The sequence below is a fragment of the Planococcus sp. TJ-301 genome, assembly GCF_058268475.1.
Genome location: NZ_JBZDOH010000001.1, coordinates 1,028,124 through 1,045,062, shown reverse-complemented (window position 1 = coordinate 1,045,062; position 16,939 = coordinate 1,028,124). Strand labels below are relative to the sequence as shown.

18 protein-coding genes are annotated in these 16,939 nt (G+C 46.0%); all 18 read left to right on the top strand.

The genetic code is table 11. The features are described from left to right. Positions 1 to 80: 80 nt before the first annotated feature. The 18 genes from AC4EHJ_RS05325 (at position 81) to AC4EHJ_RS05240 (ending at position 16,586) form a co-directional block, all read left to right on the top strand. Positions 81 to 938: a ketopantoate reductase family protein gene (locus AC4EHJ_RS05325; protein WP_490974535.1), complete on the top strand. Its 858-nt coding sequence runs from the start codon at positions 81 to 83 to the stop codon at positions 936 to 938. A gap of 3 nt (positions 939 to 941) precedes the next feature. Further along, positions 942 to 1,325 (top strand): DUF3397 family protein, encoded by a 384-nt coding sequence (locus AC4EHJ_RS05320; RefSeq protein WP_490974534.1) that lies wholly within the window; start codon positions 942 to 944, stop codon positions 1,323 to 1,325. Positions 1,326 to 1,446: 121 nt separating this feature from the next. Continuing rightward, positions 1,447 to 3,066: a bacillithiol biosynthesis cysteine-adding enzyme BshC gene (gene bshC, locus AC4EHJ_RS05315; protein WP_490974533.1), complete on the top strand. Its 1,620-nt coding sequence runs from the start codon at positions 1,447 to 1,449 to the stop codon at positions 3,064 to 3,066. 148 nt (positions 3,067 to 3,214) lie between these two features. Then, positions 3,215 to 3,646: a division/cell wall cluster transcriptional repressor MraZ gene (mraZ, locus tag AC4EHJ_RS05310; protein ID WP_135500281.1), complete on the top strand. Its 432-nt coding sequence runs from the start codon at positions 3,215 to 3,217 to the stop codon at positions 3,644 to 3,646. 21 nt (positions 3,647 to 3,667) lie between these two features. Continuing rightward, a complete protein-coding gene (gene rsmH / locus AC4EHJ_RS05305; RefSeq protein ID WP_490974532.1) occupies positions 3,668 to 4,612 on the top strand; it encodes a 16S rRNA (cytosine(1402)-N(4))-methyltransferase RsmH in 945 nt (314 codons plus the stop codon). Between the two features lie 31 nt (positions 4,613 to 4,643). After that, the gene (gene ftsL / locus AC4EHJ_RS05300; protein WP_490974531.1) at positions 4,644 to 5,003 is read left to right on the top strand and encodes a cell division protein FtsL; all 360 of its coding nucleotides are present in this window, start codon (positions 4,644 to 4,646) and stop codon (positions 5,001 to 5,003) included. Then, complete coding sequence (locus AC4EHJ_RS05295; RefSeq protein WP_490974530.1) at positions 5,000 to 7,315, top strand: penicillin-binding protein; 2,316 nt, start codon at positions 5,000 to 5,002, stop codon at positions 7,313 to 7,315. Before ftsL ends, AC4EHJ_RS05295 begins: the two co-directional genes overlap by 4 nt. Before the next feature lie 29 nt (positions 7,316 to 7,344). Continuing rightward, on the top strand, positions 7,345 to 8,313 hold the full coding sequence (gene mraY, locus AC4EHJ_RS05290) for a phospho-N-acetylmuramoyl-pentapeptide-transferase (RefSeq protein ID WP_490974529.1): 969 nt from the start codon (positions 7,345 to 7,347) through the stop codon (positions 8,311 to 8,313). 1 nt (position 8,314) lies between these two features. Next, positions 8,315 to 9,679: a UDP-N-acetylmuramoyl-L-alanine--D-glutamate ligase gene (gene murD / locus AC4EHJ_RS05285; RefSeq protein ID WP_490974528.1), complete on the top strand. Its 1,365-nt coding sequence runs from the start codon at positions 8,315 to 8,317 to the stop codon at positions 9,677 to 9,679. Positions 9,680 to 9,698: 19 nt separating this feature from the next. Next, entirely contained in the window at positions 9,699 to 10,481 is a 783-nt protein-coding gene (locus AC4EHJ_RS05280) for a cell division protein FtsQ/DivIB (RefSeq protein WP_490974527.1), read from the top strand. Then, positions 10,459 to 11,181 carry a DUF881 domain-containing protein gene (locus tag AC4EHJ_RS05275; RefSeq protein WP_490974526.1) on the top strand — a complete coding sequence of 241 codons (723 nt, stop codon included), beginning with the start codon at positions 10,459 to 10,461 and terminating at the stop codon, positions 11,179 to 11,181. The genes AC4EHJ_RS05280 and AC4EHJ_RS05275 overlap by 23 nt, the downstream gene beginning before the upstream one ends. 16 nt (positions 11,182 to 11,197) lie before the next feature. After that, on the top strand, positions 11,198 to 11,911 hold the full coding sequence (locus tag AC4EHJ_RS05270; protein WP_490974525.1) for a DUF881 domain-containing protein: 714 nt from the start codon (positions 11,198 to 11,200) through the stop codon (positions 11,909 to 11,911). A 5-nt stretch (positions 11,912 to 11,916) separates the two neighbouring features. Beyond that, positions 11,917 to 12,282 (top strand): small basic family protein, encoded by a 366-nt coding sequence (locus tag AC4EHJ_RS05265; protein WP_490974524.1) that lies wholly within the window; start codon positions 11,917 to 11,919, stop codon positions 12,280 to 12,282. A gap of 101 nt (positions 12,283 to 12,383) precedes the next feature. Further along, complete coding sequence (gene ftsA, locus AC4EHJ_RS05260; protein ID WP_490974523.1) at positions 12,384 to 13,664, top strand: cell division protein FtsA; 1,281 nt, start codon at positions 12,384 to 12,386, stop codon at positions 13,662 to 13,664. 56 nt (positions 13,665 to 13,720) lie between these two features. Continuing rightward, on the top strand, positions 13,721 to 14,899 hold the full coding sequence (gene ftsZ / locus AC4EHJ_RS05255) for a cell division protein FtsZ (RefSeq protein ID WP_490974522.1): 1,179 nt from the start codon (positions 13,721 to 13,723) through the stop codon (positions 14,897 to 14,899). Positions 14,900 to 15,142: 243 nt separating this feature from the next. Continuing rightward, on the top strand, positions 15,143 to 15,811 hold the full coding sequence (locus AC4EHJ_RS05250; protein ID WP_490974521.1) for a YggS family pyridoxal phosphate-dependent enzyme: 669 nt from the start codon (positions 15,143 to 15,145) through the stop codon (positions 15,809 to 15,811). Beyond that, positions 15,811 to 16,302, top strand: a complete 492-nt coding sequence (locus AC4EHJ_RS05245; protein WP_490974520.1) for a cell division protein SepF — start codon at positions 15,811 to 15,813, stop codon at positions 16,300 to 16,302. The genes AC4EHJ_RS05250 and AC4EHJ_RS05245 overlap by 1 nt, the downstream gene beginning before the upstream one ends. Before the next feature lie 20 nt (positions 16,303 to 16,322). Then, on the top strand, positions 16,323 to 16,586 hold the full coding sequence (locus AC4EHJ_RS05240; RefSeq protein WP_490974519.1) for a YggT family protein: 264 nt from the start codon (positions 16,323 to 16,325) through the stop codon (positions 16,584 to 16,586). Positions 16,587 to 16,939 lie beyond the last annotated feature (353 nt).

Here is a 16,939-nt window from a genome sequence, read left to right as displayed (position 1 = left end):
TATAATGAAACCAGAAGTCTGCCTTGCAAAGGCAGGCTTCTTTTCAAAAGATGAAACCATTCTGGCTAGGAGGGGTTGTAATGGAATATGTCGTAGTTGGAGCAGGTTCTGTCGGCATGCTGATGTCATGCATGCTGCGCGATGCGGGGGCCAGCGTCAAGCTGATTACTCACCGGAAAGAACAGGCAGACTTGATCAACGAGCAAGGCATCAAAAGGGGCAGCGCCTATTACGTCGTTGAAGCGTCTGAAAAACTGGAAAATATCAATCGCCATGCAATTGTGCTGCTTGCCGTGAAATACGATGCTCTTCAAGAAATTCTGCCGATCGTCAACAAGGAATGTGCGGAAAATCCGATCGTCTTCCTGCAAAACGGCATGTTGCACCTCGAGTACTTGAAAAGCATGCCTCAGTTAAACATAGGTGCAGGCAGTGTCGAGCATGGAGTTATCCGGATCAGCGACAACGAAATCGAACACACCGGTAAAGGGATTTTGAATTTGGCTTTGCTGAAAGGCGAGAAAAGGCATTTTTTGCCCTTGCTCGATTTAAGGAGAGTCCTGACTCGCTGGCATGAAGATGCTGATCGCATGCTGTTTCGGAAAGTGCTGCTCAATAGCATCATCAATCCGCTGACAGCGCTAATGGAAATCAAGAACGGCGAATTGCTGACGAACCCTTACGCCTATGAACTGATGAAAGACCTCTATACGGAATTATACAGGGCATTTCCCGATATCGACGCCCTGCTGCCGTTTGAAGAAGTTACATCTCTTTGCGCATCAACTGCTGGCAACACGTCATCAATGCTTGCCGATAAACGAGCCGGCCGAAAGATGGAAGTCGACACGATTATCCGTTACACATTGATGCGGGCGCCGATTGAACTGCCGACATTAAAAGTCTTTTATAATTTATTAAAATCAGCCGAGGTCTAATCAATGGATATCCTTTATTCGCTCGGGGCGGTTTTCATATTTGCCCCTGCCACTGCCTTTATACTTATCGTACTTTTTGCTAGAAAGAGGATGGGCTACCGGTCAATCGGCCTGGCTGCTGACTTGACCACTTTTCTGCTGTTTTTTTCAATTCCGGTGGCCATCGGAGCATTGTGGAATTTTGACGCTGCGTTCATCTCTTATGCGGCAGCAATTATCGTTGCCATTGCCATGCTTATCAATGAATGGAAAAAGTCGAAGGAAATTGAAATCTTGAAACTGGGCCGCAAAACCTGGCGCGTTTATTTTCTGCTGCTCAGCATTGCCCATTGCGTAATCTGGGCAACAGGAATCGCGTTCGCACTCAACAACTTCTTGACGGTATAAAGCTTATAAGGCGGGACTGCTAATTTACTGCAGTTGAACCTTGTAAGCTTATTTTTTTTCAATGGCGCCAAGGTTTGCTATAGTTGAAATTGAATGTAAAGGGAAAAGGGGACATTTCTAAATGAATATCGAGGAACATTATATAGCACCGGCCAATAAACTGATGAACGATTACATAAACGGCGAACCTGAAATCGAGCGATTTTTTTCTTATAAACCGGACACCACGCAGTTCAAAGAGCGCTATCAAAAACTAAAAGAGCATCCCGTGGACCGGCACAAACTTACTGGAATCCTGCGCAATTATATGGCTCCGCACGGCCTTTCCGAAAAAGCAGAAAAGAACTTGGCAGCTTTCGAAGCGGGTGCGCCGGTCGTAGTTGCAGGGCAACAGGCCGGGCTCCTGACAGGTCCTTTATACACAGTCCACAAAGCCATCTCCATTATCGTGCTAGCTAAACAGGCAGCCAAGGACCTGGGAACGAGTGTCGTACCTGTTTTTTGGATCGCCGGCGAAGACCATGATTTGGCCGAAGTCAGCCACTTGTACCGCGGTGTGAACGGGCGGCTCGACAAATTAAATGTCCCCTACACTGAATATGGAAAAAATTCGGCTTCCACGGCACAATTGAATAAATCAACGGTCGAAGCCTACTTGAAAGAATATTTCCGGAGCCTGCCAGAAACAGCCTATAGCAGAGAGCTGCAAACTTTGGCATTTTCACATTTGGAAAAGGCAGATTCCTACACGGATTTCTTTGCGTTGCTTTTAAACCATTTTTTCAACGAAGAAGGTTTACTGTATATTGATGCTGCGGATCCGGCTCTTCGCCAATACGAAACTCCGTATTTCGAGGGGATGATCCGCCAGTCTGAAGAGATAGCGCATGCCGTTGCGGATGCCGAAGCGCAATTGCAGAAAGCCGGCTATGCGGCAACTATTGGCGCTGAAAAAAATGCCGCCAATCTATTTGTCACAGTGCATGGCGAGCGGATTCTCCTTCAGCGCGAAGGCGAACGCTTTACAGCCAAAGGGGCAGCTATTGAATACACATTGGAGGAGCTGCTGGAAATCGCAAGAACTGCGCCTGAAAATCTCAGCAATAACGTAGTAACCCGTCCATTGATGCAGGAAATGGTCTTTCCAGTTCTGGCTTTTGTAGGTGGGCCAGGCGAAATCGCCTATTGGGCGGCATTAAAAAATGTATTTCAAATAGCAGGGATGGAAATGCCGGTTGTCATGCCGCGTCTAAGCATGACTTTGGTTTCAAGAAGAGTTGAGGCGTTATTAAAGAAATACAATTTGTCAGCTGTCGAAGTGGCAGAAGGCCAAAAAATTCCAGAAATGCGCCGGCAATTGATGGAGTCGATACGCGAAGAACAAGCGGAAGGGCTCATCGAAGAAATGGAACAGCAGTTCCAAGCCAAATATGCCGAAATCAAAAGTGCGTTTTCAGCGATAAGTGGGGGATTGGAACCGCTGGTTGAGAAAAACCTGCAATTCCACCAGAAACAGCTGCAATTTCTGAAGAACAAATTAGAGGATGAAGTAATTCTGCAGAACAGCACGCAATTCGCCCACTTTGATTTGCTGGAACTGGAGTTGCATCCGAATGGCGGGTATCAGGAGCGAATATTCAGCCCGTTCCCATATATGAATGACTATGGCTTGAACCTGGTTAAAGAGCTGCTTGCATTCGATCTTAAATATGACAAAAATCATAAACTCTTCTATTTATAAGCACGTAAAGTCTGCCTCGGCAGGCTTTTTTTTGTCTCAAGAAGTGCAATTGGGATTTTTTTCTGTAACATACGTGAAATATTTAAAAAACAAGTGGTGGGAAGTGGGGGATTGTGGTACATTAAAAACAATAAGTGGGGTGGATGGCATGTTCATGGGAGAATATCAACATAGTGTTGATGCTAAAGGACGATTAATCGTTCCGGCAAAATTTCGTGAACAACTCGGGGAGAATTTTGTAATTACTCGAGGCCTGGACCAGTGCTTATTTGGCTACACAATGGATGAATGGATAAAGATCGAAGACAAGCTGAAAGAGCTGCCGGTCACTAAAAAAGACGCACGTGCATTTACACGGTTCTTTTTCTCGGGTGCCTCGGAAGTGGAACTCGATAAACAAGGGCGCGTCAACATACCATCGACCTTAATATCATATGCGAAACTTGAAAAGGAATGCGTCATACTCGGTGTCTCGAATAGATTTGAAATTTGGTCTAAAGATGCATGGGAAGAGTATTTTACGGCATCTGAAGATTCTTTTAATGATATTGCGGAAAATTTAGCGGACTTTGATTTTTAAAAACTGAACGGAGGGAAATGATTGTTCAACCACACCACGGTTTTACTTCACGAGACCGTCGATGGACTGAACATTCGTCCTGACGGCATTTACGTAGACTGTACGCTTGGCGGAGCAGGGCATAGCGAGTATCTGGTGCAGCAATTGTCTGAAAAAGGGCATTTGTATTGTTTCGACCAAGATGCGACAGCGATTGACCATGCCAAACTAAAGTTGAAAGATTATTTAGACAAGATTACATTTATCCATGCGAATTTTAAATTCATTAAAGAAGAACTGGAAATGCGTGGCATTATGAAAGTGGATGGCATCCTTTATGATTTAGGCGTGTCATCGCCACAGCTTGATACACCCGAACGGGGCTTCAGCTACCATAATGATGCACCATTGGATATGAGGATGGACCAGACGGCGAAGTTAAGCGCTTACGATGTTGTCAACGAATGGGCATTCGAAGATTTGGTGCGTATTTTCTATCGTTATGGAGAAGAAAAATTTTCCAAGCAAATTGCTAGAAAGATCGAAGCAGCGAGAGAGCTTGCGCCGATTGAAACAACTGGGCAATTGGTCGAATGCATTAAAGATGGAATTCCGGCATTTGCCAGACGCAAAGGCGGACATCCCGCGAAGCGAGTCTTCCAAGCAATCCGCATTGCCGTCAATGATGAATTAGGTGCAGCGGAAACATCACTGCAAGACGCAATCGAGCTACTGGCCATTGGAGGCCGCATCAGCGTCATCACATTCCATTCGCTTGAAGATAGGCTATGCAAGACGATTCTCAAAGAACATTCGTCATTGCCTGAACTTCCGCCGAACTTGCCGGTCATACCGGAAGGCATGGAACCGATATTAAAATTGATTACACGCAAACCGATTCTTCCTTCAGTGGAGGAATTAGAGCATAATAACCGTTCGCGTTCAGCGAAATTGAGAATTGCCGAAAAAGTGAAAGATCAGAAATAAGATATAAAAAAGAAAGTTAGGACGTGTTCAAATGGCTTTACATGCAAGAAAAGAAGCATACATACAACAGCCGGCCGTTCCTCAAAACCCTACCCGGGAGCCGGCTAAAAAAAGAAATCTCCTCACTAAAGGCGAAAAATTCTTGTACCTGTCATTCGTGGCTGTATTCGTGCTGTGCGCTGTGCTTGTGCTGCAAAATCAGTCAGTGATTCAGGCTTCGTCTCAAGAAATACAAACAATTGAACATTCAATCGATGAAAAAGTGAAACAAAATACAGATTTGTCTGTGCAAGTCAGCGAACTATCTAGATACGAGCGCATTTGGGCAAAAGCTAATGAACGCGGCCTAAAATTAAATGAGCGAAATGTAAAGGTAGTGCCTGGGCAATGAAAAAAAAGTTTCGATTTCAATGGGGAGCCTTTCTGCTGTTTTTAGTTTTTGCAGGGCTCTTTTTCCTTTTGACGGCAAGAATCGTAACGATTCAGGCCACAGGTTCTGTTGAAGGGCAGGAATTAGCCGCTAGAGCTGCAGCGAAATACAGCCAGGAAGAAGTGCTCACTGCCAAACGGGGGAAAATCCTTGATCGCAACGGCGAAGTTATCGCAGAAGATACGCTGACGTATAAAGTCGTTGCCGTCTTGGACGAATCGGCCACACAGAAGGCCAGCAACCCGCGGCATGTAACTGACGTGGAACATACAGCGCAAGTATTGTCTGATTATTTGGATACCCCGGAAGATAAACTTTTAAGCATTTTAAATTCCGGTGTGGAAAATGAACGTTACCAAGTTGAATTCGGCGTTGCTGGACGAGAAATCAGCCATACAAAAATGCTCGAAATGAAAGAACAGGAGCTTCCAGGCGTTTTATTCGTCAGGGACTTGAAGCGCCTTTACCCGAACGGTTCTTTTGCCTCTCATTTGATCGGCTTTGCATTGAAGGAAGAGCAAAAGGATGGGCAGATGGTAACGAAAGGGAAAATGGGTCTTGAAGCAATCCACGATAAAGTATTAACTGGAAAGAACGGGAAAATGGAATTCAGCACTGATAAATGGGGCTTTTTGCTGCCAAATAGTGAATCGGCGGTAACTCCCGCAGTGGACGGCTCCAATGTCCAATTGACAGTGGATAAAACGTTGCAGAACTTTTTAGAAGATGCAATGTCCAGCGTTCAAGAAGAATATTCACCGACGCGCATGATCGCCGTTATTGCGGACCCGAAAACCGGGGAAATTCTGGGCATGTCCCAGCGGCCGACTTTCAATCCGAACACACGGGAAGGTCTGTCCGACAACTGGCTCAATGAAAGCATTGAGTTGACCATCGAACCCGGTTCTCCGATGAAAATGTTTACACTCGCTTCAGCAATCGAAGAAGGAAAATGGGATCCGAATGCTTATTACAATTCGGGGACGTATACTTTACTAGACCGCACAATCCGTGACCATAATAGCGGACGCGGCTGGGGCAGTATCACATTTTTGGAAGGATTTCAGCGTTCATCCAATACGTCAATGGCGTATTTGCTCGAACGCCTAGGACCTGAAAATTTGATGAGGTATATCGACGCGTTCGGGTTTGGCCAAAAAACCGGCATTGATCTGCCGAATGAGGCCTCGGGGACGATTCTCGACAAATGGCCGATTGACCGTTTGACAATGTCCTACGGCCAAGGATCAACGGTGACGCCGGTTCAAATGATCCAAGCCGCTTCCGCCATTGCAAATGGCGGGACGATGATGCAGCCGTATGTCATCGACCAAATTAAAAATCCGGATACGGGTGAAGTAACGGTGAAAAGTGAACCGACTGAAGCCGGAAACCCGATTTCAGCCGAAACGGCGAAACAGGTGAGGGAAATCCTTGCTTCTACTGTAACTTCAGAGGCTGGGTCCGCACGCGGATTTGCGCTGCAGGATTATACCGTAGCGGGCAAAACCGGAACGGCGCAGGTTCCAGGAGAAAATGGGCTATATATGACTGGGCGAAACAACTACCTATTCTCATTTTTAGGGATGGCTCCGGCTGAAGACCCGGAACTGCTCATTTATATTGGCGTTCAACAACCTGAGTTGCCGCTAGATGAGTATGGCTCAGTGCCAGTTGCGAAAATTTTCACTTCTGTAATGGAAAATGGGCTTAAATATATGAATATCGAACCCAAAAATACAGAAACTGTAAAAAAAGCGAAACTTGAAGATTATACCGGTCTTCAGTCAGCAAAAGTTGCTGAGCAGCTTTCCGCTAAAGGTCTGAAAGTCATTTCAACAGGCGACGCCTCTAAAGTGGAGGGCCAATTCCCTCAAGCCGGGGAGACGATTGTTGAAGGCGGCACAGTGATCTTGAAAACGGCAGGCGAAACGGCATTGCCGGACTTTACCGCTTGGTCTAAGCGCGACTTGCTGGCGTTTCAATCTCTCAGCGGCATTTCACTGGAGATTGTCGGCCAAGGCTACGCGGCAAGCCAGAGCCTGACAGCGGGCTCGGCAATAACAGAAGGGGAACCAGTCGTTGTTCAGATGCTGACGCCGGAAGAATCGTTCCAAAAGCAAATGATCGATGGCATGGAAGGAATTCCGGCGGAAGAATCCGCTGTACCTGCCGTTGTGCCAGAAATACCTCCTGCCGATGAATCGGCAGAAGAAGGCTCGGCTGTAACAGAACAAAATGAACAACCACCAGCTGAAGATTCAGCCCAATAATTTAATGTTTAAAGGAGCTCTTTGCTAACATGAATGAATATATATTGCTTGGATTTGGAATTGCTTTTTTGCTCACGGTTGCCCTTATGCCCATTTTCATTCCGCTTTTGAGAAGGATGAAATTCGGCCAGAGCATTCGTGAAGAGGGGCCACAGTCCCATATGAAAAAAACGGGAACGCCGACTATGGGCGGCCTTGTCTACTTAATCGCAATCATTATTACTGTGTTAGGGGTCGCACTTTTTGCTGATCGTCTGTCGCAGGAAATCATCATTTTGCTGCTGGTTTTATTCGGCTATGGATTAATCGGATTTTTGGACGACTTTATCAAAGTGGTCTTGAAACGGAATCTCGGGCTGACATCATTGCAAAAACTTATTGCACAGATCGTCATTGCTGTAATTTCGTTTTTCTTGTTAAATGGCATCGAATTCGACACAGCGTTGTCTATTCCATTCACTGATGTCTCAATCGAATTGTCCATTCTTTATGTAGTATTCCTCATTTTTTGGCTTGTCGGCTTCTCAAACGCCGTCAATTTGACAGACGGTCTGGACGGGTTAGTGGCAGGTACTGCCTCAATCGCCTTTGCCGCTTTTGGTGTCATTGCCATCGTTCAGGAACAAGAAAGCATTGCTATGTTCACCTTTGCTGTAGCAGGGGCGCTCTTAGGTTTTCTGGTGTTCAATAAATATCCGGCCAAAGTCTTTATGGGCGATACGGGATCTCTTGCACTCGGAGGAGCTCTTGCGATGGTATCAATCCTTTTGAAGCAGGAACTTCTGCTGCTCATCATCGGCTTGGTCTTCGTTATTGAAACGCTGTCTGTTATTTTACAGGTCGGCAGTTTCAAATTAAGAAAAAAACGGATTTTCAAAATGAGTCCGATTCACCACCATTTTGAATTGAGCGGCTGGTCCGAATGGAAAGTCGTTACTGTCTTTTGGGCAGTAGGGCTTACTGCAGCGGTTATCGCAGTTGCGATGGAGGTTTTATAGAATGAAACAAGTTGAACAGGTTTTCCATAAAAAAGTGTTGGTGCTTGGGTTGGCGAAAAGCGGTTTTACAGCGGCGCGCATCTTGCATCAGTTAGGTGCATTTGTAACGGTGAATGATTCAAAGCCATTCGAAGCGAATCCGGAAGCCCAGGAATTATTGAATTTGGGCGTAACAGTCATTTGCGGAAGGCATCCAGAAGACTTGCTTGACGAAGGGTTTGAATTGGTGGTCAAAAACCCAGGAATTCCGTATTCCAATGTCATCATCGAGTCCGCTGTCGAAAAAGGGATTCCAATCTGGACAGAAATCGAACTTGCTTATTTGATCAGTGAAGCGCCGTTTATCGGCATCACCGGTTCGAACGGCAAAACGACCACAACGACGTTATTATTCCATATGCTTAACCAAGATAAGAAAAAACCGTTGATTGCTGGCAATATCGGAACAGTGGCAAGCGGCGTAGCAGAAAAAGCGTCGGCGGATAACGTCATCGTCACTGAACTGTCGTCGTTCCAATTAAAAGGCGTCGAACAGTTCCGTCCCAATATTGCCATCATTACGAATCTTTATGAAGCGCATCTGGATTATCATGGGACGGCGGAAGATTATGTCGGATCAAAAATGAAAATTGCGGAAAATCAGCTGCCTGAAGATTTCTTCATCTACAATGCGGACCAACCCTTCTTGGCTGATTTTGCTGCAGGATGCAAAGCGCAATTGATTCCTTTCACACTAAAGGGCCGGACTGAAGAAAGCATCAGCGCAGATGACCGCTATATTTACTGGCAAGGCGAGACTTTGATCGAACGTTCGAAAATCTTGCTCGGCGGCCAGCATAATTTAGAAAATATTTTAGCAGCCACAGCGGCTGCCATAATATGGGGCGGCACGAAAGAAACTATTATTCGCGTCCTGACGTCATTTACAGGTGTAAAGCACCGTTCACAATTCGTCCTTGAATGGAAAGGGCGCAAATTCTACAACGATTCGAAAGCGACGAATGCTCTTGCCACGAAGAGTGCTTTGGAGGCTTTCCCAGGCCAAATCATTTTGTTGGCTGGTGGGCTCGAACGCAACCACTCTTTGGAAGAATTGCGTCCGTTTATGCCTCGGGTCAAAGCGCTTATTACTTTTGGTGAAACTGCCGGCAGGTTTGCGGAATTCGCATCGGATAATGGGGTTCCGACAGTGTCAAAGGCGGAAGATATGCTCGAAGCCGTTGAAAAGGCGATTGGCAACTCACAAAGCGGAGACACGGTGTTATTATCGCCGGCTTGTGCAAGCTGGGATCAGTATGAAAATTTTGAAATCCGCGGCGATGCGTTTATCGATGCGGTACAGCGTGTAACACAAGCAAACGACTAAAAGATAAGGAGCAGCGAGTATGGACAAAGTGATTGATATCGAAGAACGCATCCCGACGCTACGTGAGCGACGGAAAAAAAGAACCAATCGCAAGTTCGTGGCGCTGCTGTCCATTTTTCTTTTGTTGCTGGTTGTGGCCATCTACAGTCAGACAAAATACAGCAAAATTCAGGATGTTGCAGTGGCGGGCGCAAATCTCTATGCGCCGGTCGATTACCAGAAAGCCAGCGGCCTGGAATTTGGCGATTCGATGTGGAGCTTCACTGAAAAAGAGATTGAAGAGAAATTGAACGGCCTCCAATGGGTAAAAGCTTCAAGGGTCGAGAAAAAATGGTTGACTGGTGTGGAAATCTACATTGCTGAACACGAAAAAATTGGCTACCTGGATAACGAAACTGGTTATCAGATGGTCTTGTCAAACGGGTATGCTTTAGAAAAACCAGTGGCTTCAGTCAGCGGACCGATTTTCACCAATTTCGAAAATGAAGAAACCCGACAGAAATTAGCTGCGCAATTAACCGATATTGATTCAGAGGTTTATAACCTCATTTCGCAGATTACGCTGAATCCGGAAGAAAGTTCACCTTTGGTCAGCTTGTATATGAACGACGGCAACGAAGTGAAAGGGACTTTAAGTACGTTGGCGGAAAAACTGAATTATTATCCTTCAGTCATCGCGCAGCTCGAAGAAGGGCAAAAAGGCGTAATTGACATGGAGGTCGGAATCTTCTTCCGTTCATATGATGACATGTACGGGCCGCCGAAAGAAGGTGAAGATGATGAAGAACCCAAAGAAGAGTAATCGGCGTTTCAGCAAATCAATTATTTTTTCACTGGTTTTTCTGGTGCTGGGTTTCATCATGGCTTATTCCTTCAGCCTATCCCAAGCCGAAAAAAATAAAAGCGGCTATACCGGCGGCGCATTTTTCGAGCAAGAAGAGCGCTTCCGCGGTCAATTGATCGACCAGCAAGAACGAAATAAAGACCTGCGGGCCGAACTGGAAGAAAAACAGGCGGCAGTCCAGAAGTACGAGCAATCTTTCTCAGATGGGCCAGACCGGTTCAGTGACTATGCGGATGAAGCAGAATCGCTTCGCCGTTATGTCGGTGCTCTGCCAGTGGAAGGGGACGGCTTGAAAGTGACGCTGCAGGACGGCGAGTATGATGGCAATTCGGAAAACCCGAACGATTACATCGTCCATGAAAGCCACGTTTTTCAAGTCATCAATGAGCTTTACATTTCAGGGGCGCAAGCCATCTCCATCAATGGCCAGCGCATAGATGGAGATTCCTATATTGTCTGCACAGGACCGGTAATTACGGTCGATGGCGTACAGTATCCGGCTCCGTTTACAATTGAAGCTATCGGCAAATCCGATGTGCTCGAATCGTCCATGAAACTCTCAGGCGGTGTAATGGATCAGCTGCTCAATGATAATATCATCGTCACGCTGGATATGGGCCAGAAAATATCCATGCCTGCCATGCTATCAGAATCTTGAGTAAAGGGGAGCCATCATGAAAAAGATCATATCTTTCCGGTTTTCGCTGATTTTATTCATCATCGGCTTAATGACGGCCATCCAATACAATACCTTGAACGAACCGAACTCCCGCGATACGCGTGATGTTTGGGAAGTGCGGCAGGAACTTTCGCGTGAAAAGCAACTCCACTCGGAATTGCTGTCGGAGATTGGACAGCTGTCAGAAACATTAAACAAATACGAAGACGCGGCGAACCAAAGCCCGGAGCAGGCATTGGTGGAAACAGTAGAGGATTTGCGCAAGGCAGCGGGGCTTACTGAAACAGCCGGCCCAGGAATTGAGGTGTCAATAGAACCTTCGCCTGAAGCGGTCGCTTTGGGGCAGAACATCGAAGGCATTGCTCCTGACTTGCTGATCCGGTTTGTGAACGAAATCAACCGCTTCAACGGATTATACGTATCGATCGACGGCAACCGGATTGTTAATACAACGGCAATCCGTGATATCAACGGACGGACAACGGTGAACACAGTGCCAATTCAGACGCCGCCGTTCAAAATAAAAATCGTAGCGAATTCCATGAAAGACACAGAAACGCTTTATAATCATTTGCTGTCGTCTCCGCTGCGCGATGATTTCTATATCGACGACCTAATCGTTGAAGTATCTGAACCGTCTGCTGAATTGGCAATCGAAGCATACGACAAAGACATTGATTATAATCTGCTTGAGGAAGCAAAGGAGTAGTATAGATGTGGCTATCCATTTTGGGCTTAATATTGGGAATATCATTAGGATTGCTGACTGACATCCAAATCCCTCCTGAATACGCGAACTATCTGTCGATTGCGGTCCTGGCTTCCCTGGATACATTGTTTGGGGGAATAAGGGCCCATTTACAGCAGGTGTATGATGATAAGGTATTTGTATCGGGTTTTTTCTTTAACATCGTCCTTGCCGCAGGCCTCGCTTTCTTAGGGGTGCATTTAGGTGTGGATCTATACCTCGCTGCAATTTTTGCATTCGGTGTGCGGCTTTTCCAGAATATTGCTGTCATCAGACGCATCATTTTGACGAAATGGGCTGAGAAAAAAGAATTGCGTGAAACCCAGGGGTGAATTGTAAGGAAATTTACAAACTTCCGCTGTTTTGCTTAGACAAGGTGCACAATTTACAATAGAATGAAACTAATGAAGTTAATTTAAGGAGGTGCCACGAATTGAGTCAATCAGAATTATATGTAAGCCTAGACATCGGTTCGTCATCCGTTAAAGTACTTATCGGGGAAATGGCCAATAAATCATTGCACGTTATCGGAGTAGGAAACGTAAAATCAAATGGCATAAAAAAAGGTGCGATTGTTGATATAGATGCAACAGTTCAATCGATTAAAAAAGCTGTTGACCAAGCTGAGAGAATGATCGGCAAGCAGATTCACGAAGTGGTTCTAGGCATTCCTGCCAACAAAGCCATGCTGCAGCCGGTAAAAGGCGTAGTCGCGGTAAACAGCGAAGACCGGGAAATTACGGATGAAGATTTGGATCGCGTAATGGATGCGGCGCAAGTCATCTCAATTCCGCCAGAACGCGAAATCGTCAATATCATTCCTGAACAATATATCGTCGACCATTTGGATGAAATCAAAGATCCGCGGGGTATGATTGGGATTCGCCTTGAAATGGATGGTACAATGGTTACGACATCGAAAACCGTTTTGCATAACGTTCTTAGATGTGTTGAGCGCGCTGGCCTTTCGATTCGTGAAATTTACATGCAGCCTTTGGTTGCCGGTTATTACGCTTTAACCGAAGATGAAAAAAATCATGGAACGGCCTGCATCGATATTGGTGGAGGATCGACATCGATCGCTGTTTTCCAAGACGGCCACCTGACAGCTTCATCGGTCATACCGGTCGGCGGCGACCATGTCACAAAAGATTTATCGATCGTCTTGAAAACACCGACAGAACAAGCAGAAAAGATCAAGCTGGAGCATGGTCATGCGTTCTACGACGATGCATCTGAAGATGAATTGTTCGAAGTTCCTGTGATCGGTTCAGATACGAAAGAGCAATATAGCCAGAAATACATATCTGAAATCATCGGGGTCCGCCTGGAAGAACTTTTCGAATTGATTTTAGATGAGCTTTACCGCCTTGGCGTCCAAGACCTTCCAGGAGGCGTCGTATTGACTGGCGGAATGGCGAAATTAGAAGGGCTGCCAGAATTGGCTCGCCACATTCTCCAAACCCGTGTCCGTTTGTTTGTGCCGGAATTCATCGGCGTCCGCGAACCACAGTACACGACAGCAGTTGGGCTTATCCAATATGCGTACATGGAAGATATGTTCTATGGCCGTTTAGGAGCAAGCGCTGCGTTGACAGAGTCAGCGAAAATCGAGCAAGAACACCATCCTAAAAAACAGCAAAAACAGCCTAAGGAAAATACTGAAGGCGTCGTTTCAAAAGCTAAGAAAATGTTTGACCGATTCTTCGAATAAAATGCACATTGCATCATGCTTACTTTAAAAGCGGAGCAATTTTAGGAGGAAAAAGAATGTTGGAATTTGATACATCAATTGATGCTATGGCAATAATTAAAGTTATCGGTGTCGGCGGCGGAGGAAACAACGCTGTCAACCGCATGATCGAGCACGGAGTCCAAGGTGTAGAATTTATCGCAGTCAACACTGATGCCCAAGCGTTAAATTTATCTAGAGCTGAAGTCCGCTTGCAAATCGGCGGCAAATTGACGCGCGGCCTTGGTGCTGGAGCTAACCCTGAGGTCGGCAAAAAAGCGGCTGAAGAAAGCAAAGAACAGATCGAAGAAGCATTGCGCGGCGCGGATATGGTATTCGTAACTGCCGGCATGGGCGGCGGTACTGGTACAGGAGCTGCACCAGTCATCGCTGGAATCGCTAAAGAACTTGGGGCTTTGACGGTAGGGGTCGTAACACGTCCATTCACTTTTGAAGGCCGTAAGCGTTCTACACAAGCAATCAGCGGAATCAGCACGATGAAAGAATCGGTTGATACGCTAATCGTCATTCCGAATGACCGTTTACTTGAAATCGTTGACAAGAGCACGCCAATGCTTGAGGCGTTCCGTGAAGCGGATAACGTTTTGCGCCAAGGTGTCCAAGGTATCTCAGATTTGATCGCAGTTCCTGGATTGATCAACCTTGACTTTGCTGACGTTAAAACAATCATGTCGAATAAAGGTTCTGCATTGATGGGAATCGGCGTTTCTTCTGGTGAAAACCGTGCTTCTGAAGCAGCGAAAAAAGCTGTTTCGAGTCCGTTGCTAGAAGTATCCGTCGATGGCGCTAAAGGCGTTCTTATGAACATCACTGGCGGATCGAACTTGAGCTTATACGAAGTCCAAGAAGCAGCGGACATCGTTGCTTCAGCATCTGACGAAGATGTAAACATGATTTTCGGATCTGTTATCAATGACAATCTGAAAGATGAAATTGTTGTCACTGTAATTGCTACAGGTTTCAACGAAGAGCAAGTACAACCAAGAACGCCGCGGGGCTCTGGTTTGAATTCAAGCCGAGTGCAGTCTATCCAGCAGCAGTCTCCGCCGCCTTCACTACGTGAATCGCGCCGCGAAGAACAGCGCCGTGAAGACCACGCGCCTTCTTATCAACAAGAGCCTGTGCGCCAAGAAAAACAACAGGATGATGCCCTGGACATCCCGACGTTCTTGCGCAACCGACAAAAGAGACGCTAATCAAAACAGCTGCCTAACCGGCAGCTGTTTTTTTTATTGCGCCTAAAAAGCGGCCACCGCCCTGCTGCAATAGCGGAAAGAGAGTGGCGGCAGAGCTTAATTGATAAATATGCCTATACTTGGTACAATAAAGAGAAACTTCAAGCAGCAGGGCCCATCGATGGCCAGGCTAAGTGGCAGTTGGTCTTGATGGGCTTTTGCCAATCGAGATTGATTGAACATCCTTAGAAAAGTTGTGAATAAATGAACGCGATAAAACCGGTTTTTGAAAATATTACTAACGAATTAAATAGCATCCGCCCAGGCATCAATATCATTGCAGTGACGAAACAAGTCGGGGTCGAACGGACTCAGGAAGCAGTCGATGCGGGTATTCAACATCTTGGCGAAAACCGTCCGGAAGGGCTCGCACTGAAGCGCCAGTCTATGGACGCCGAAGTCTCGTGGCATTATATCGGCAATCTGCAGACCAGAAAAGTGAAAGATGTCGTTAATAACATCGACTATCTGCATTCACTTGACCGCATGAGCCTGGCGAAGGAAATTCAAAAACGGGCAGAAAAACCGTTGAAATGCTTTGTGCAAGTAAATGTCTCTAACGAAGAATCCAAAAGCGGAGTATTGCCGGAAGAGACGCTGGAATTTGTCCGCTCGCTTTCAGCTTTTGATCAAATTCAGGTGGTCGGATTAATGACAATGGCGCCGAACACCAGCGACAGCTCGTTGATACGAAATGTGTTCAAAGAGCTGAAATCGCTTCAACTTCAATTGGCCGCAGAAAAGATGGAGCACGCCCCGTGTACGGAATGTTCCATGGGTATGTCCAATGATTACGCCATTGCCGCCCAAGAAGGAGCAACTTTTGTTCGCATTGGTACTGCATTAGTAGGGTCGGAAAGTGAGGCAGAATAATGAGCATTAAAAACAAATTCAAGAATTTCTTTTATCTGGAAGAATACGATGAAGATGAACCGCAACAGCAGCAGCAACAGCAGCAACAACGCCAGCAGCCCCAGCGCTACGAAAAACCGGAGCCAATCCAATCGGAAGCCCGGAATGCGCCGAAAGATCGGAGACAAAAACCTGTGGAAACAACAACGGTATCAAACTTGGTAAGCTTACAAAGCGCCTCAAAATCCTCAAAAATGATTCTTGCTGAACCGCGAGTCTATGCTGAAGCACAGGACATTGCCGAGAATTTAAAGAACAAGCGCGCAGTAGTTGTCAATCTGCAGCGAATTGAAAAAGACCAGGGATTGCGCATCATAGATTTCCTTAGTGGTACTGTCTACGCCCTTGGAGGAGATATACAGCGCATTGGAACGGATATTTTCCTCTGCGTGCCGGACACTGTCGAAGTGGACGGAGCTATTTCCGATTATTATTACGAAGATCAACAGTAAAAGAGGAGCATGAAAAATAAATGATTGCTATTGTAAACTTTCTATTAACGGCTATTAACATCTACTCATTTGTCCTGATTGCCAGCATTTTGATGAGCTGGCTGCCAAATGCCAAAGAATCAGCTTTTGGCCAAATGCTTTCAAAAGTCACTGACCCATACCTGGACATTTTCAGAAAGATCATCCCGCCATTCGGCATGATCGATTTTTCTCCGATTGTAGCGATTTTCGCTTTGAACCTTGCCAGCCAAGGGATCGTAGTCCTATTCAATTATTTCAACTAAAGACCTCACGCTAAGTGAGGTCTTTTTCTTCAATCAATTAATATAATTCAGTGAGTTTTTTATCTTTTCATTATGCTCTAGGCCACCTTAGCCCGCTTAGCACGGACTTCAACCGCTGCGAATACCGTTGCTCCTGCAGCGCTATGCGCTTCGTCGCAAACAAGTTGGTCAAATTCCTTTTGCCCAACTTGTTCGCCGCCTTCCGCTTCATTCAAAGGTGATTATTAATACTAAAAGATTTCTTTTAACAAAAAACGAAAAATATATTTCTCTGCAATTTATTTCAGTTCTCTAGATATGGAGCAAAACAGCGGAGAAAATCCTACTGCTCCTGTCCCTGCAACGCTGCGCTA

Bases quoted from the DNA above. Each gene is read 5' to 3' on its own strand.
- AC4EHJ_RS05320 (WP_490974534.1), top strand. From the start codon at position 942: ATGGATATCCTTTATTCGCTCGGGGCGGTTTTCATATTTGCCCCTGCC.
- AC4EHJ_RS05250 (WP_490974521.1), top strand. From the start codon at position 15,143: ATGAACGCGATAAAACCGGTTTTTGAAAATATTACTAACGAATTAAAT.
- AC4EHJ_RS05275 (WP_490974526.1), top strand. From the start codon at position 10,459: ATGAAGAACCCAAAGAAGAGTAATCGGCGTTTCAGCAAATCAATTATT.
- mraY (WP_490974529.1), top strand. From the start codon at position 7,345: ATGAATGAATATATATTGCTTGGATTTGGAATTGCTTTTTTGCTCACG.
- ftsL (WP_490974531.1), top strand. From the start codon at position 4,644: ATGGCTTTACATGCAAGAAAAGAAGCATACATACAACAGCCGGCCGTT.
- ftsZ (WP_490974522.1), top strand. From the start codon at position 13,721: ATGTTGGAATTTGATACATCAATTGATGCTATGGCAATAATTAAAGTT.
- bshC (WP_490974533.1), top strand. From the start codon at position 1,447: ATGAATATCGAGGAACATTATATAGCACCGGCCAATAAACTGATGAAC.
- AC4EHJ_RS05295 (WP_490974530.1), top strand. From the start codon at position 5,000: ATGAAAAAAAAGTTTCGATTTCAATGGGGAGCCTTTCTGCTGTTTTTA.
- mraZ (WP_135500281.1), top strand. From the start codon at position 3,215: ATGTTCATGGGAGAATATCAACATAGTGTTGATGCTAAAGGACGATTA.
- AC4EHJ_RS05265 (WP_490974524.1), top strand. From the start codon at position 11,917: ATGTGGCTATCCATTTTGGGCTTAATATTGGGAATATCATTAGGATTG.
- AC4EHJ_RS05280 (WP_490974527.1), top strand. From the start codon at position 9,699: ATGGACAAAGTGATTGATATCGAAGAACGCATCCCGACGCTACGTGAG.
- murD (WP_490974528.1), top strand. From the start codon at position 8,315: ATGAAACAAGTTGAACAGGTTTTCCATAAAAAAGTGTTGGTGCTTGGG.
- AC4EHJ_RS05245 (WP_490974520.1), top strand. From the start codon at position 15,811: ATGAGCATTAAAAACAAATTCAAGAATTTCTTTTATCTGGAAGAATAC.
- AC4EHJ_RS05270 (WP_490974525.1), top strand. From the start codon at position 11,198: ATGAAAAAGATCATATCTTTCCGGTTTTCGCTGATTTTATTCATCATC.
- AC4EHJ_RS05325 (WP_490974535.1), top strand. From the start codon at position 81: ATGGAATATGTCGTAGTTGGAGCAGGTTCTGTCGGCATGCTGATGTCA.
- AC4EHJ_RS05240 (WP_490974519.1), top strand. From the start codon at position 16,323: ATGATTGCTATTGTAAACTTTCTATTAACGGCTATTAACATCTACTCA.